At 66.5% G+C, this 13935-nt stretch carries 14 protein-coding genes; 6 read left to right on the forward strand and 8 right to left on the reverse strand.

Annotation, left to right across the window (positions count from 1 at the left end; genetic code table 11):
- Positions 1–572: 572 nt before the first annotated feature.
- The 5 genes from JZZ72_RS19575 (at position 573) to JZZ72_RS19595 (ending at position 5631) form a co-directional block, all read left to right on the forward strand.
- Entirely contained in the window at positions 573–2075 is a 1503-nt protein-coding gene (locus JZZ72_RS19575; RefSeq protein WP_088515095.1) for an APC family permease, read from the forward strand.
- A complete protein-coding gene (locus tag JZZ72_RS19580; RefSeq protein WP_210014977.1) occupies positions 2035–2625 on the forward strand; it encodes a DUF3156 family protein in 591 nt (196 codons plus the stop codon). Before JZZ72_RS19575 ends, JZZ72_RS19580 begins: the two co-directional genes overlap by 41 nt.
- 117 nt (positions 2626–2742) lie before the next feature.
- Complete coding sequence (gene feaR, locus JZZ72_RS19585) at positions 2743–3696, forward strand: transcriptional regulator FeaR (protein ID WP_058540261.1); 954 nt, start codon at positions 2743–2745, stop codon at positions 3694–3696.
- A gap of 119 nt (positions 3697–3815) precedes the next feature.
- Positions 3816–5030, forward strand: coding sequence for a multidrug effflux MFS transporter (locus tag JZZ72_RS19590; protein WP_210014978.1), 1215 nt, complete (start codon positions 3816–3818; stop codon positions 5028–5030).
- Between the two features lie 16 nt (positions 5031–5046).
- Positions 5047–5631 carry a TetR/AcrR family transcriptional regulator gene (locus JZZ72_RS19595; RefSeq protein WP_078481241.1) on the forward strand — a complete coding sequence of 195 codons (585 nt, stop codon included), beginning with the start codon at positions 5047–5049 and terminating at the stop codon, positions 5629–5631.
- Positions 5632–5708: 77 nt separating this feature from the next.
- Here JZZ72_RS19595 and JZZ72_RS19600 read toward each other — a convergent pair whose 3' ends face one another.
- Both JZZ72_RS19600 and JZZ72_RS19605 read right to left on the reverse strand, forming a co-directional pair.
- Positions 5709–6074, reverse strand: coding sequence for a cupin domain-containing protein (locus tag JZZ72_RS19600; protein WP_100632703.1), 366 nt, complete (start codon positions 6072–6074; stop codon positions 5709–5711).
- Positions 6075–6108: 34 nt separating this feature from the next.
- Complete coding sequence (locus tag JZZ72_RS19605) at positions 6109–7407, reverse strand: NAD(P)/FAD-dependent oxidoreductase (protein ID WP_210014979.1); 1299 nt, start codon at positions 7405–7407, stop codon at positions 6109–6111.
- A gap of 179 nt (positions 7408–7586) precedes the next feature.
- Between JZZ72_RS19605 and hpaR the strand changes: the two genes are divergently transcribed.
- Positions 7587–8009 (forward strand): homoprotocatechuate degradation operon regulator HpaR, encoded by a 423-nt coding sequence (hpaR, locus tag JZZ72_RS19610; RefSeq protein ID WP_043860068.1) that lies wholly within the window; start codon positions 7587–7589, stop codon positions 8007–8009.
- A gap of 81 nt (positions 8010–8090) precedes the next feature.
- On the opposite strand, the gene hpaI is transcribed toward hpaR, so the two are convergent.
- The 6 genes from hpaI to hpaE all read right to left on the reverse strand — a co-directional run bounded on the left by hpaI (position 8091) and on the right by hpaE (position 13933).
- Positions 8091–8894, reverse strand: coding sequence for a 4-hydroxy-2-oxoheptanedioate aldolase (hpaI, locus tag JZZ72_RS19615; RefSeq protein ID WP_058540257.1), 804 nt, complete (start codon positions 8892–8894; stop codon positions 8091–8093).
- A 15-nt stretch (positions 8895–8909) separates the two neighbouring features.
- A complete protein-coding gene (gene hpaH / locus JZZ72_RS19620; protein WP_100632704.1) occupies positions 8910–9713 on the reverse strand; it encodes a 2-oxo-hept-4-ene-1,7-dioate hydratase in 804 nt (267 codons plus the stop codon).
- Between the two features lie 12 nt (positions 9714–9725).
- The gene (locus JZZ72_RS19625) at positions 9726–11030 is read right to left on the reverse strand and encodes an MFS transporter (RefSeq protein ID WP_043860071.1); all 1305 of its coding nucleotides are present in this window, start codon (positions 11028–11030) and stop codon (positions 9726–9728) included.
- A gap of 50 nt (positions 11031–11080) precedes the next feature.
- Positions 11081–11476: a tautomerase family protein gene (locus JZZ72_RS19630; protein WP_043860072.1), complete on the reverse strand. Its 396-nt coding sequence runs from the start codon at positions 11474–11476 to the stop codon at positions 11081–11083.
- Between the two features lie 19 nt (positions 11477–11495).
- A complete protein-coding gene (hpaD, locus tag JZZ72_RS19635; protein WP_210014980.1) occupies positions 11496–12353 on the reverse strand; it encodes a 3,4-dihydroxyphenylacetate 2,3-dioxygenase in 858 nt (285 codons plus the stop codon).
- Between the two features lie 119 nt (positions 12354–12472).
- Positions 12473–13933, reverse strand: a complete 1461-nt coding sequence (hpaE, locus tag JZZ72_RS19640; RefSeq protein ID WP_043860079.1) for a 5-carboxymethyl-2-hydroxymuconate semialdehyde dehydrogenase — start codon at positions 13931–13933, stop codon at positions 12473–12475.
- Between the last annotated feature and the right edge of the window lie 2 nt (positions 13934–13935).

Consider the following 13935-nt stretch of genomic DNA (forward strand, 5'->3'; position numbering starts at 1 on the left):
GTCTTTGATCTGGCTGCCACATGGATTGATTGTGTGCGCCAGGCGGGTAGGTGCCGGGGTGCTTGCCAGAAGCAGGTTGCTTGGGGCTGTGAGGTCGGCTTCTGCCCGCGGGGTGTGTCAGGCAAACCGGGTGCGCTGGTTTTGCTGCCGCTTCGCGCCAGATCGCGGGGCAAGCCCGCTCCCACGGCCTTGCGGCCAGAAGCAGGTTGTTTGGGGCTGTGAGGTTGGCTTCTGCCCGCAGGGTGTGTCAGGCAAACCGTGCGCGCTGGTTTTGCTGCCGCTTTGCGCCAGATCGCGGGGCAAGCCCGCTCCCACGGCCTTGCGGCCAGAAGCAGGTTGTTAGGGGCTGTGAGGTCGGCTTCTGCCCGCAGGGCGTGGGAGTTGGCTTGGCCGACGATCGAGCGCGAAGCGGTCGTAAAACCTGAGTGCACGGTCCGCCAGGCAAACCGGCTACGGCCAGAAGTGCCCTGGCAGCCTGCAACAAAACCCCAGGCAGCCACGGGCAAGACGCCAGTCAACCGCCAGCGCACAGTGGCGCATAACCACAACAACGGCATTCGAGGTCGCTCATCATGTCGCTCAACCACACCCTCAGCGTGCACCTGAACCGTGGCACGGTCGGGTTCCCCACCGCGCTGGCCAGCACCATCGGCCTGATCATGGCCAGCCCGGTGATCCTCACCGCCACTACCGGTTTCGGCATCGGCGGCGGTGCGTTCGCCGTGGCCATGCTGATCGCCATGCTGATGATGCTCGCCCAGTCGACCACCTTCGCCGAAGCCGCCGCCATCCTGCCCACCACCGGCTCGGTGTACGACTATATCAACTGCGGCATGGGGCGCTTCTTCGCCATCACCGGCACGCTGTCGGCCTACCTGATCGTGCACGTGTTTGCCGGCACCGCAGAAACCATCCTGGCCGGGGTGATGGCGCTGGTGAACTTCGAACACCTCAACACCCTGGCCGAATCCGCCGGTGGCTCGTGGCTGCTGGGGGTGGGCTTCGTAGTGGTGTTCGGCATCCTCAATGCGTTCGGCATCAGTGTGTTCAGCAAGGCCGAGATCATCCTCACCTTCGGCATGTGGACCACGCTGATGGTGTTCGGCGTGCTCGGCCTGATCGCCGCCCCGGCGGTGCAACTGGACGGCTGGTTCGGCGCGTCGCTGGTGGGCACCGACCTGATCACCGTGCTGTCGCTGGTGGGCATGGCGATGTTCATGTTCGTCGGCTGCGAGTTCGTCACCCCGCTGGCACCCGACCTGCGCCAGTCGGCGCGCACCCTGCCCAGGGCCATGGCGCTGGGGCTGTTGGGCGTGGCCTCGTGCATGTTCATCTATGGCGCGGCGATGAAGCGCCAGGTCGACAACGTGCTGCTCGACGCCGCCAGCGGCACGCACCTGCTGGACACGCCCATGGCCATTCCGCATTTTGCCCAACAGGTGATGGGCGATATCGGCCCGTTGTGGCTGGGCATCGGCTTTCTGTTCGCCGGCGCCGCCACCATCAACACCCTGATGGCCGGGGTGCCGCGCATCCTCTATGGCATGGCGGTGGATGGCGCGTTGCCCCGGGTGTTCACCTACCTGCACCCACGCTTCAAGACCCCCATCGTGTGCATTCTGGTGGCGATGCTGATCCCGTGCCTGCACGCCTGGTGGCTGGGCGGCAACACCGACACCATCCTGCACCTGGTACTGGCGGCGGTGTGTGCCTGGAGCACCGCCTACCTGCTGGTGACGCTGTCGGTGGTGATCCTGCGCATTCGCCGGCCCGACCTGCCACGGGCCTACCGCTCGCCGCTGTTCCCGCTGCCGCAATTGCTGTCGAGCGTCGGCATCGGCCTGGGCATGTGGTTCATCACCCCGCCGGGCATGAACCCGGCCCAGGTGTACGTGCCATTCGCCTGGATGCTCGGCGCCACGGCGGTGTACGCGCTGTTCTGGACCCTGGTGGTGCAGAAGGTCAACCCGTTCAAGCCGGCCTCGGTCGAAGAGGTGCTGGCGCGCGAATTTGCCCACCAACCGGGAGTCGAGCATGGCGCATACCCTGCCCACACTGTGGCAAAGGCTGTTTGACCGCGCGCCCTCGGGCTACCGCCCCGGGGTGACGCTGGCGCACCTGCAGCGCAACCTCGGCCTGGCCGGTTGCGAGGTGCTGGGGCCGGGCATTGCACGCTACGCCCTGGCCGATGGCAGCCTGGCGTTCGAGGTGCGTGAGCGCACCGAGTCGCAGTTGCTGATGCACCTGGTGCTGTGCGAGTTCCGCCTGCAGGTGCCTGGCCCGCAACAGGGCACGGCGCGGCTGGCGTTGCAGCATACCGGTGCACTGCGGCGCAGCGGCCTGCGCTGGCGCCGGCTGCGTGGCGAGCGGTCCTGGCAGGCGCGGCTGGAGCAGGCCCTGGCCCACGACCCGGCCCTGCAACAGGCGCTGATGCCGCTGGATTTCAAGCGCCTGCACCTGGACCTGGCAGGCGGCTGCTGGACCCTGACCCTGGAGCACATGGGCGGCAGCGAGGTGGTCAACCGCATGCCGGCGTTTCGTCGCTACATCAGCCTGAACCCCGCACAGCGTGACCTGCTGCTGGCCGCATTGAAAGGTCTGGCGCGGCTTGTCGAAGGCCTCTGAACCCGCAGACTGGCACCAAAACTGCTTCCACCCTGGCGACGACGAACGTGTTGCGTGCATATAGCTAACATGTTAACTATTGCCCAACAAAAACAAGATGCCATCGTGGAGGTACCCATGAGTACTCATCAGCTCGCCGGCACTGCGCTGGACCGCTGGAATGCCGACATGCAACACATTTGCGGGCATTTCGAGACCGAACTTGCGTTCAATCGCTCGCTGTTCATCGGCGAGATTTCCACCTGGTCACGCGGCGGCCTGGCCCTGGCCAACCTGCGCACCAACGCCGGGCTGATCCGCCGCGACGGCATCAAGCCCGACCGCGACAACGACCAGCACTGCTTTCTGGTCAGCCAGCGCACCGGTTTCTCCCAGGTCACCCAGAACGGCGTCAGCGTGCAGCTGGCACCGGGCGAGATGCTGCTGATGGACGCGGTCGGGGCCTGTGAAATCATGCCGTTCGGCCTGATCGAACACGCCTCGCTGTCGCTCTCGCGCGAGGCGGTGTGCCGGCAGCTGGGGGGCGATGCGCGTACCTTCGGCAAGATCTCCCAGACCAAGGCCTGCGGGCGCATGCTGCATGTGCTGATGGATCAGCTGTGCAAGGAAAGCGCTCCGGGGGAGGGCGAGCTGGCCGAGGGCCAGGCCCTGCACAGTGCATTTCTGTCGCTGCTGGGGTCGGCCCTGGAGGGCGGCGATGACCAGGTGCAGCCGGGCGCGGCGCTGCACGGCGCCAACCTGCGCAGCTATGTGCAGAAGGTGATCGACGAGTCCCTGGGCCAGCCTGGCCTGTCGCCGGTGAACCTGGCCAACCGCCTGAACATTTCGGTGCGCCACCTCTACCGCCTGTTCGAAGAGCAGGGCGACAGCGTGTGCCGCTACATCCAGCGCACGCGCCTGCAACGCAGCGCCGACGACCTGGCCAACCCGATCCTCAAGACCGAGTCGATCACCACCATCGCCTACAAATGGGGCTTCACCGATTCGGCGCACTTCAGCCGCTCGTTCAAGAAACAGTTCGAACGCTCGCCCAAGGACTACCGCTCCCATAGCCTGGCCGGCCCGGCCTGATAAACCACTGGCTTGACCCTGCGGGGCACAGTGTATAGGCTCGCACGCTCTGGCTACCTACCGGTCGGTAGGTTAGGCGTTCGGCAGCCAGACCTGTGACCTTTTTGTGGATTCGAGCTATGCACACCCCGCAGTCCCCCCACGTGAAATTTGCCGTGTCCCTGGCGCTGATCGGCGCCCTGGGGCCGTCGGCCATCGACATGTACCTGGCCAGCATGCCGAGCATCGCCGCCGAGTACGGCGCGACCTATGCCGGGGTGCAACTGACGCTGACGGTGTTTCTGCTGGCCATGGGCGCCGGTCAATTGCTGTTCGGCCCGCTGGTCGACACCCTGGGCCGGCGCCGGCCGCTGCTGGCCGGGCTGCTGGTGTTCGTGCTCAGTTCGCTGGCCGCGGCCCAGGCGCCCAGCCTCGAAACCCTGCTGGCGGCGCGCTTTGTCCAGGGCCTGGGCAGTGCGCTGACTCTGGTGGTGATCATGAGCATGGTCCGCGATGTGGCCGAAGGGGCGCGCGCCGCGCAGATCTTCGCCCTGCTGATGACCGTCGAGGGCCTGGCGCCGGTGCTCGCACCGGCGGTGGGCGGTTTTGTGGGGGCGCACCTTGGCTGGCGCGCGATCATGTTCACCCTGGCCGGGCTCGGCGTGCTGGTGCTGTTGAACTCGGCCTGGGTGCTCAAGGAAACCCTGGCCGCCGACAAGCGCCAGCCCTGGCAGCCGCGGGACATTCTGCGCACCTACCTGCGCATCGGCAGCGATGGCCAGTTCCTGCGCCCGGCGCTGGCGCTGGCGGCGGTGTTCTTCTTTCTGTTTGCCTACATCGGCGGTGCGGCGTTCGTCTACCAGACCCACTTCGGCCTGTCGGTGCAAGCCTTCGGCACGCTGTTCGGCGCCACCGGGGTGGCAATTCTGCTCGGCGCCATCGCGGCGGGTCGGCTGGTGGCGCGCAAGGGCCTGCTGCGCCTGGCCAAGGCTGGTGCGGGGTGCCTGCTGATCGGTTCCCTGGTGGTACTGGCAGGGGCCCTGAGCGCGGCGGGGCTGGCCGGCATCGTTGCCGGCATGGCGCTGGCGATGTTCGGCCTGGGCATTCTCGAGGCCACGCTGATGTCGCTGGTGATGTCTTCGCAAAGCCGCGCGCTGGGCTCCACGGCGGCCTTGCTGGGCGCCTTCCAGTTGATCATTTCGTCGTTCGCCACGCCGTTGTCGGGCATCATGGCGCCTTTGGGCGCGGCGCACTGGGCGTCATTGCTGGTGATTTCGGGTGTTGTCGTGGCGCTGCTGGTGCGCGCCTGCACCCGGCACGTGCCGGCCGAGGCGAGCAGCCTGGCCGGGCATTGATACGGGAGAACCCTGCATGAGAACCCTCACGCCTTCGGCGCAGAAGGTCTGCGCGATCGCGGTCGAGCAGTTTGCCGAGCATGGCTACGATGCCGCCTCGCTCAACGACATCGCGGCGGCGGCCGGCATGCGCAAGCCGTCGCTGTATGCGCACTTCAGCAGCAAGGACGACCTGTTCGAGGCGGTGTTCGAGCGTGCGGTGGAGGCCGAGCGGCTGTATGTGGAGCAGTGCTTTGCGCAGTGCGACGACGCGTTGCCGGGGGCCGGCTATGCCCACTGCCTGGGTGAGCGCTATCAGCAGTCGGCGCACCTGCGGTTTCTGCTGCGTACCGCGTTCTTTCCGCCGGCGGCGCTGCGGCCGATCATCTCGGCAGGCTTCGAGGGGTACCTGGCGCGGCTGGGCGAGGTGTTCGAGCAGGCGCTGGGCACGTGCCTGCCGCAGGTGCCGGTGGCGCGGCGGGGGGTGTATGTGGACGCGTACCTGGGGGTGGTGGACAGCCTGAATGTAGAGCTGATCTATGCCGGGCCGCAGGCGTACGCGCGGCGGTTGCGGGCGATGTGGGTGGTGTTCGGGGATGCGCTGGGCGCGGCACCGAGGTGATGCCTTCGCCGGCAAGGCCGGCTCCTACAGGCACCGCGTCATCCCGTAGGAGCCGGCCTTGCCGGCGAAGAGGCCCGTCAGGCCACCGCCAGGTAATGCTTCACGAAGCTCTCGCTCAGCACCTCCCACAGCACCGGTGTGCCCTTGGTCACGAACCAGCTGTCGCCCACCTTGTACAGCGTGCTCTGCCCGGTGCTTTCATCGGTCAGGCGCACTTGGCCGGTCATCACCGTGGCCTGCTCGTTGAACGGGTAGACCATGCGGAACCTGCCCTGGGTGGTACCGAAGTAGGCGCTGCTGAGCGCGTCGGTCGGCGCGCCGAAGGTCATCTTGCCGAAGGCACGCACCTCGCCTTCGAGAATCTCCGAGCCCAGGTCGGCAACGGTGCCCCAGGCGTCGAGTTCGCCGAGCTGGATGTTGTGCTTGAGTGCAGTCAGGGTCATGGCAGTGTTCCTTGAACAGTGGAAAAAAAGGGGGTCAGCGCCGGCCATTCCAGTACCCCGACAGCTGGTGCCAGGATTTGCCGGCCGTGAGCAGCAGCGGGCGGATATGGTCCTTGCCGACAATTGTCGGGCGCGGGATCGAACTGACCAGGTCATAGCGGGCCGAGCCTTCGCTCATGCCTTCGGCCAGCACCTTGCAGATGATGTGGCTGGGCGTCACGCCGAACCCGGAGTAGCCCTGCACGTAGAATGCATTGCTGCGCCCGGGCAGGGTGCCGACCTGCGGGAACAGGTTGGGGCTGCAGGCCATCGGGCCACCCCAGGCCAGGTCGATCTTCACGTCCTTCAGGTACGGGAAGATCTTCAGCATCAAAGCCCGGTTCCAGGCCTTGAGGTCGCGGGGGATATGCTCCACCAGCGGCGTCGCGGCGCCGAACAGCAGACGGTTCTCGTTGGTCACGCGGTAGTAGTCGATCACCGGGCGGATGTCGCTGTAGGCGCCGCGAATCGGGCTGATGCGCCGGATCAGCTCCTCGGGCAGCGGCTCGGTCATCATCTGGAAGGCGTAGGTGTTGATGGTGGAGCGGTGCAGTTCGGGTTCAAGCCTGTTCAGAAAGCTGTCGCAGGCCCACAGCAGCTTGCTGGCGCGTACCGAGCCGCGGCCGGTGCGCACGGTGATGCGCTTGCCGTACTGCACCTGCAGCGCCGGGCTGTTCTCGAAGATGCGCACGCCATGCCCGGCCACGGCCTTGGCCTCGCCCAGCAGCAGGTTGAGCGAGTGCACATGCCCGCCGCCCATGTGCAGCAGGGCGCTGCCGTAGGCGTTGGAGCCGATGATCTGGCTGACCTCGCTGCCGCCCAGAAAGCGGATCTCGTGCTGGGAATTCACCGACTTGAAGTCTTTCTCCCAGGCGCGCAGGGTTTTCTCCTGGCGGGCATTGAAGCCCATGTAGCCATAGCCGTGGCAGAAGTCGGCATCGATGGCGTACCGGGCGATGCGCTGCTTGATGATGTCGGCGCCCAGGTCGCTGATCTCGAAGATCTGGCGCAGGCCATCTTCGCCCACGGCTGATTTGATCTTTTCAAGATCGTGGCCGATGCCGGCCATGATCTGCCCGCCGTTGCGCCCGGTGCCGCCAAAGCCCAGGTAGCGGGCCTCGAGCACGACGATGTTGGTGATGCCCTTTTCGGCCAGCTCCAGCGCCGTGTTGATGCCGGAAAAACCGCCGCCGATGATGACCACGTCCGCGTCTTCATCGTGTTCCAGGGTCGGGAAGCTCAGGTTGTATTTCTTGGTTGCCGTGTAGTAGGTCGGCGTTTCGATCGTGATCATGGCGCAGCCTGAAAAGTGGAGGAGCTTTCGAGGCCTATTAGGGGGCTTGGCGGGGTGGCGTGTCTTGATCCTGCGTGCCGCGTGCCTTGACCGCGGGTGCCAGCGCTGCGCAGGCGGGTAGGTGGCCGCCGGCTTCTTTGTTAAAGTGTTAACAAATAACCTGATGACCGTAGCCTTCCATGTCCAAACCTCGTGTTTCGCTGACTCTTACCTTGTTGCAAGCCCGCGAGGCGGCAATGAGCTTCTTCCGCCCCTCGCTCAACCAGCATGGCCTGACCGAGCAGCAGTGGCGGGTCATTCGTATCCTCAGCCAGCAGGGCGAGCTGGAGATCTACCGGCTGGCCGAACAGGCGTGCATCCTCAAGCCGAGCATGACCGGTGTGCTGGTGCGCATGGAGGCGGCGGGGCTGGTATGCCGGCGCAAGGCCGAGCAGGACCAGCGGCGGGTGCTGGTCAAGCTGGCGGACAAGGGCGTGGCGTGTTTCGACTCCATGAGCCAGAGCATGGAGGCCAACTACCAGCAGCTGCAGGACCAGTTCGGTGAACAGAAGCTGCAGCAGTTGCTGGGGTTGCTGGAAGAACTGAAGCAAGTACGGCGCTAACTCATTCGCCGGCAAGGCCGGCTCCTGCAGACACCGCAGCCTGTGTAGGAGCCGGCCTTGCCGGCGAAGAGGCCCGTCAGATCAATACACCCCGCCAGCCTTGTCGACAGGTGCCGCCTCACCCTTGAACTTGCCCACCAACCCCTGCAACCCGCGCATCAGCACCGTGGTATCCACCCCCACCGCCACGAACGCCGCGCCCAGTTCGATGTAGCGGCGCGCCAGCGCTTCATCGGCGCTGAGAATCCCGGCCGCCTTGCCCGCACGCTGAATCCGCACGATCGCGTCTTCGATTGCCGCCTGCACGTCAGGGTGCCCCGGATTGCCCCGGTGCCCCATCGACGCACTCAGGTCGGCCGGGCCGATGAACACCCCGTCCACCCCCTCCACGGCCGCAATCCGGTCCAGCTGCGCCAGCCCCTCGGCGCTCTCGATCTGCACCAGCAGGCACATCTGCGCATCGGCCTGGTCCAGGTAGCCGGGGATGCTGTTCCAGCGCGACGCCCGCGCCAGTGCACTGCCCACCCCGCGCACGCCCAGCGGCGGGTAGCGCATGGCGCGCACCAGCTCGCCGGCCTGGGCCGCGCTTTCCACCATCGGCACCAGCAGCGTCTGCACGCCGATGTCCAGCACCTGCTTGATCAGCGCGGTGTCGCCGATCACCGGGCGGATGATCGCCTCGCCAGGGTAGGGCGCCACCGCCTGCAGCTGCGCGAGCATGCCGCGCAGGTCGTTGGGCGCATGCTCGCCATCGATCAGCAGCCAGTCGAAGCCGGCATTGGCCGCCAGCTCCGCGCAATATGCGCTGGCCAGCCCCAGCCACAGGCCGATCTGCGGCTCGCCACTGGCCAGGCGTTGTTTGAAACGGTTCACAGGCAGGTGCATGGCAGTCTCCGAAGGTCAGACAAAACGGCAGGCGATGGAACCGAGCATGTCGTAGTCGACATGGAAGGTGTCGCCGGGGTTGGCGGCCACCGGCCGGGTGAACGAACCGCCCAGGATCACCTGGCCGGCCTCCAGCGCCACGTCATACGGCGCCAGCTTGTTGGCCAGCCACGCCACGCCCTTGGCCGGGTGGTTGAGCACCGCCGCCGACACCCCGGATTCCTCGATCACGCCGTTGCGGTACAGCACCGCCGGCACCTTGCGCAGGTCGATGTCGCCCGGGCGCACCGCGCGCCCACCCATCACCACCCCGGCATTGGCGGCGTTGTCGGAGATGGTGTCGAACACCTTGCGCGTGGCGCCACTGTGCGGGTCCACCTGCTGGATGCGCGCATCGATGATCTCCAGCGCCGGGATCACCCATTCGGTGGCATCCAGTACATCGAACAGGGTCACATTGGGCCCCTTGAGCGGCTTGCCGAGGATGAACGCCAGCTCCACCTCCACCCGCGGCACGATGAAGCGTTCGAAGGGGATGTCGCTGCCTTCGTCGAAAAACATGTCGTCGAGCAGCGCGCCGAAGTCCGGCTCGGTGATGTTGGACGACACCTGCATGGCGCGCGAGGTCAGGCCGATCTTGTGCCCGACCAGCTTGCGCCCGTCCTTGATCTTTTGCGCTACCCAGGCGCGCTGGATGGCGTAGGCGTCCTCGATGCTGATGGCCGGGTGGTCGAGGGAAAACTGGCGCACCTGCTCGCGGCTGCGCTCGGCGCGGTCGAGCTGGGCGGCGGCTTGAAGGATCTGGCTAGGGTCGAGCATGTTCGGCGTCTCTTACTGGGGGTTGACGATGGCAGCCCGGGTGCGCAGCACCAGCAGGCCACCCAGGGCGATAAACAGGGCCAGCACGTACAGCGCAAGGCTGGCGCTGTGGGTGGTGTCGCGCATCCAGCCGATCAGGTAGGGCGCAAGGAACGAGGCGATGCTGCCGAACGAGCTGATCAGCGCGATACCGGCCGCCTGCGTGGTGTTGGACAGAAACGCCGGCGGCAGCTGCCAGAACATCGGCAGGGCGGCGCTGGCGCCCATGCCGGCGACGATCAGGCCGCCCAGCACCATCAGCGGGTTGCCCGGGGCCAGCCCGGCCACGGCGATGCCGAGTGCCGACATCAGCAGCGGCACGCACAGGTGCCAGCGCCGCTCGCGCTGGCGGTCGGACGAGCGCCCGCAGGCGATCATGAACAGGCAGCCGGCCAGGTAGGGGATGGCGCTGAGCAGGCCCACGCGGCCGTCGCTGCCGATACCGGCGCCGTGGATCAGGGTCGGCATCCAGAAGGCCAGGGTGTTGACCGCCAGCATCACCGCGAAGTACACCGCCACCAGCAGCCATACCTGACGGTTGCGCAGGATGCCGCCGAACGAGGTGATCGACTTGCGTTGCTCTTCGCTGGCCAACTGCTCGCGCAGGTGCTGCTTCTGGCCGGCGTCCAGCCAGCTGACGTGCTCGAAGCTGTCGGGCAGGCGTTTGAGCACCACCAGGCCCAGCAGCATCACCGGGGCCCCTTCGATCAGGAACATCCACTGCCAGCCGCGCAGGCCGGCGGCGTCGTGAAACAGTTCCAGGATGCCGCCCGACAGCGGCCCGCCGATCACCCCGGCCATCGGCACGGCAATCGCGAACAGCGCGGTGATCTGGCCACGGCGCCGGGCCGGGTACCAGCGGTTGAGGTACACCAGGATGCCGGGGAAGAACCCGGCCTCGGCCACGCCCAGCAGAAAGCGCAGCACGTAGAAGCCCGAGGCCGACTCGACCCACAGCATGCCGGTGGACAGCGCGCCCCACACGATCATCAGGGTGGCGATCCAGCGCCGCGGGCCGACCCGGTCCAGGGCCATGTTGCTGGGTACGCCGAACAGCGCGTAGGCGATGAAGAACAGGCCGGCACCGAAGCCGTACACCGTGTCGCTGAAGTGCAGGTCGCTGCTCATCTGCATCTTGGCGAAGCCGATGTTGATGCGGTCCAGGTGGGCAAACAGGTAGCAGACCAGCAGCAGCGGCATCAGCCGCCAGGTGACGGTGCCGTGGGTGGAGTCGTGCTGGGCAAGGCTGGCCGATGCGGCGGTATTGGCTGTGCTCATGATCTTGTTCTTTTTGGTCAGAGGGCCGATGGGGGAGCGCAGGGCCGGGTTCAGCCCGGCTGCTGCTGGTTCAGAAACGCGTGCACGTTGTTCTGCTTGAAGTTCAGTTGCGGGTGCAGCTCGATCATTTCGAACGACAGGGCCAGCAGGCGCTGGCTCTGCAGGTCGGCAAAGTGCTCGGTGATCACCGCGAACAGGGCCTTGGCCACCTGTTCGCGGGTGGCCAGGTCGCGCCCGTGGCCGACCTTGAGGGTCATGTGCACGAAGGCGTAGTCGTGCTGCCCGTCGGCCATGCGCCAGGTGTCCAGGCGCACCGCACGGCTGCGGATGCCGCCCAGCGGGAACACGCCCGTGGCGCCCAGGCAGTGGTGGACCTTTTCGAACAGGCCGGGCAGGTCGGCCTGGGCTTGGAGGTTGTCGGTGTACTCGGCGATGAAGTGGGGCATCCTGGGCTCCTTGGCGGGGTCAGACGGGGAAGATGGCGTTGATCTGGCCGGTGCCGGAGCTGCCGAACGGCTCGGTCAGCACCTCCACCGGCCTGGCGTAGTCGGCGCCGCCAAGCAGGCCCAGCAGCATCGCGGTGTCGTGCATGCCACCTTCGCCGTAGCAGTGGCTGGCGTAGTCGGGCAGCATCGCGCAGAACTCCCTGAAGCGGCCCTGCTTCCACAGTTCCACCACGCGCAGGTCCATCTGCTTGTCGAATTCGCGGGTCCAGTTGTGGATGTTGGCCTCGGCGTTGCGGTCGTCCGAGAAGCGGTGCGAGAGCGAGCCGGAGGCCAGCACCAGCACCTTGCGGTCGCTCTTCTCGATGGCCCGGCGCACGGCGGCGCCGAACGTGAAGCTGTCTTCCAGGCGGTGCCAGGCGCACCAGGCGGCGATGGACACCACCTTGAGTCTGTCGGCAGCGGGCACGTCCATGTGCATGTAGCGCATCGGTACCAGGGTGCCGTATTCCAGCTCCAGGCTCGGGATGTTGTGGGCCAGGGTGCGCACGTCGGCGGCATTGGCCTCCTGTGCGATCAACTCGCCCAGTGCCGGCAGGCCGGGGTACTCGAAGTCCATGTTCTTGATGAAGTGCGGCAGTTCATTGCTGGTGTAGGTGCCCTTGAAGTGCTCGCCGCAGTTGATGTGGTAGCCGCTGTTGACCAGCCAGTGCACATCGAACACCACGGCGGTGTCGGCGCCCAGTTCGCGGGCGCGGCGGCCGATCTCCTTGTGGCCGGCGATGGCGGCCTCGCGGCAACCGTGGTGCTTGCCGGGCAGTTCGGACAGGTACATCGAGGGGACGTGGCAGACTTTGGCTGCGAGGACGACTTCGCCCATGGTGGGGTACTCCTGGATCTGTTGTTCTTGTGGTGGGTCAGGGCGGGTGCTTTCGCCGGCAAGGCCGGCTCCTACAGGGGTTGTGCCGTCTGTAGGAGCCGGCCTTGCCGGCGAAGCCCTCAGAGGCCCCAGCGCGGAATGGCGTGGCTGCCCATCGACACGCACACGTTCTTGATCTCGGCAAACACCTCGAAGCTGTACTGGCCACCTTCGCGACCGGTACCGGAGCCCTTCACCCCGCCGAACGGCTGGCGCAGGTCACGCACGTTCTGGCTGTTGATGAACACCATGCCGGCCTCGATGCCATGGGCCAGGCGATGTGCCTTGCCGATGTCCTGGGTCCAGATGTACGAGGCCAGCCCGTACTCGGTGTCGTTGGCCAGCTTCAGTGCCTCGGCCTCGTCCTTGAACGGGATCAGGCACACCACCGGGCCGAAGATCTCCTCCTGGGCGATGCGCATGCTGTTGCTCACATCGGCAAACACCGTGGGCTGGATGAACTGCCCGCGCGCCAGGTGCGCCGGCAGGTTGGCCGGGCGCTCCAGGCCACCGGCCAGCAGGGTGGCGCCTTCCTCGATGCCGATGCGGATATAGCCGGTCACCTTGTCGTAGTGGGCCTGGGTGATCATCGAGCCGACCTGGGTCCTGGGGTCTTGCGGGTCGCCCACGATCAGGCGCCTGGCCCGCGCCGCGAACTCGGCCACGAACTGCGGGTACACGCTCTCTTGAATGAAGATGCGGCTGCCGGCGGTGCAGCGCTCGCCGTTGAGCGAGAAGATGGTGAACAGCGCCGCGTCCAGCGCGCGCTCGAGGTCGGCGTCCTCGAAGATCAGCACCGGCGACTTGCCGCCCAGTTCCATCGAGTACTTCTTAAGGCCCGCGGTCTGCATGATCTTCTTGCCGGTGGCGGTGCCGCCGGTGAACGAGATGGCGCGTACGTCCGGGTGACGCACCAGGGCATCGCCTGCGGTGGCGCCGTAGCCCTGGATCACGTTGAGCACGCCATTGGGGATGCCGGCCTCTACCGCCAGGCGGCCCAGTTCGTTGGCGGTCAGCGGCGACAGTTCGCTCATCTTCAGCACCGCCGTGTTGCCCAGGGCCAGGCAGGGCGCGGTCTTCCAGGTGGCGGTCATGAACGGCACGTTCCACGGCGACACCAGCGCACACACGCCGACCGGCTGGTACAGGGTGTAGTTGAGCATCTGGTCGTCGACCGGGTAGGTGTGGCCATCCATGCGCGTGCACACTTCGGCGAAGAAGTCGAAGTTGTGCGAGGCCCGCGGGATCAGCACGTTCTTGGTCTGGTGAATCGGCAGGCCGGTATCCAGGGTTTCCAGCTCGGCCAGCCGGGGCACGTTCTGCTCGATCAGCTCGCCCAGCCTGCGCATCAGCCGCGCACGCTCCCTGGCCGGGGTGCCGGCCCATTTGGGGAACGCCTCCCGGGCTGCTGCAACTGCCTGGGCAACTTCTTCGGCGCCGCCGCTGGCGACTTCGCCGATGGCCTCGCCGGTGGCCGGGTTGTAGTTGACGAAGACGTCCTTGCTTTCGACCTCACGGCCATTGATCCAGTGCTTGATCATCG

It is taken from the genome of Pseudomonas palmensis, from assembly GCF_017848315.1.
Classification (GTDB): domain Bacteria; phylum Pseudomonadota; class Gammaproteobacteria; order Pseudomonadales; family Pseudomonadaceae; genus Aquipseudomonas; species Aquipseudomonas palmensis.

Bases quoted from the DNA above. Each gene is read 5' to 3' on its own strand.
- hpaD (WP_210014980.1), bottom strand. From the start codon at position 12,353: ATGGGCGAAGTCGTCCTCGCAGCCAAAGTCTGCCACGTCCCCTCGATG.
- hpaI (WP_058540257.1), bottom strand. From the start codon at position 8,894: ATGCACCTGCCTGTGAACCGTTTCAAACAACGCCTGGCCAGTGGCGAG.
- JZZ72_RS19605 (WP_210014979.1), bottom strand. From the start codon at position 7,407: ATGATCACGATCGAAACGCCGACCTACTACACGGCAACCAAGAAATAC.
- JZZ72_RS19600 (WP_100632703.1), bottom strand. From the start codon at position 6,074: ATGACCCTGACTGCACTCAAGCACAACATCCAGCTCGGCGAACTCGAC.
- hpaH (WP_100632704.1), bottom strand. From the start codon at position 9,713: ATGCTCGACCCTAGCCAGATCCTTCAAGCCGCCGCCCAGCTCGACCGC.
- JZZ72_RS19575 (WP_088515095.1), top strand. From the start codon at position 573: ATGTCGCTCAACCACACCCTCAGCGTGCACCTGAACCGTGGCACGGTC.
- feaR (WP_058540261.1), top strand. From the start codon at position 2,743: ATGAGTACTCATCAGCTCGCCGGCACTGCGCTGGACCGCTGGAATGCC.
- JZZ72_RS19590 (WP_210014978.1), top strand. From the start codon at position 3,816: ATGCACACCCCGCAGTCCCCCCACGTGAAATTTGCCGTGTCCCTGGCG.
- hpaE (WP_043860079.1), bottom strand. From the start codon at position 13,933: ATGATCAAGCACTGGATCAATGGCCGTGAGGTCGAAAGCAAGGACGTC.
- JZZ72_RS19625 (WP_043860071.1), bottom strand. From the start codon at position 11,030: ATGAGCACAGCCAATACCGCCGCATCGGCCAGCCTTGCCCAGCACGAC.
- JZZ72_RS19580 (WP_210014977.1), top strand. From the start codon at position 2,035: ATGGCGCATACCCTGCCCACACTGTGGCAAAGGCTGTTTGACCGCGCG.
- JZZ72_RS19595 (WP_078481241.1), top strand. From the start codon at position 5,047: ATGAGAACCCTCACGCCTTCGGCGCAGAAGGTCTGCGCGATCGCGGTC.
- JZZ72_RS19630 (WP_043860072.1), bottom strand. From the start codon at position 11,476: ATGCCCCACTTCATCGCCGAGTACACCGACAACCTCCAAGCCCAGGCC.
- hpaR (WP_043860068.1), top strand. From the start codon at position 7,587: ATGTCCAAACCTCGTGTTTCGCTGACTCTTACCTTGTTGCAAGCCCGC.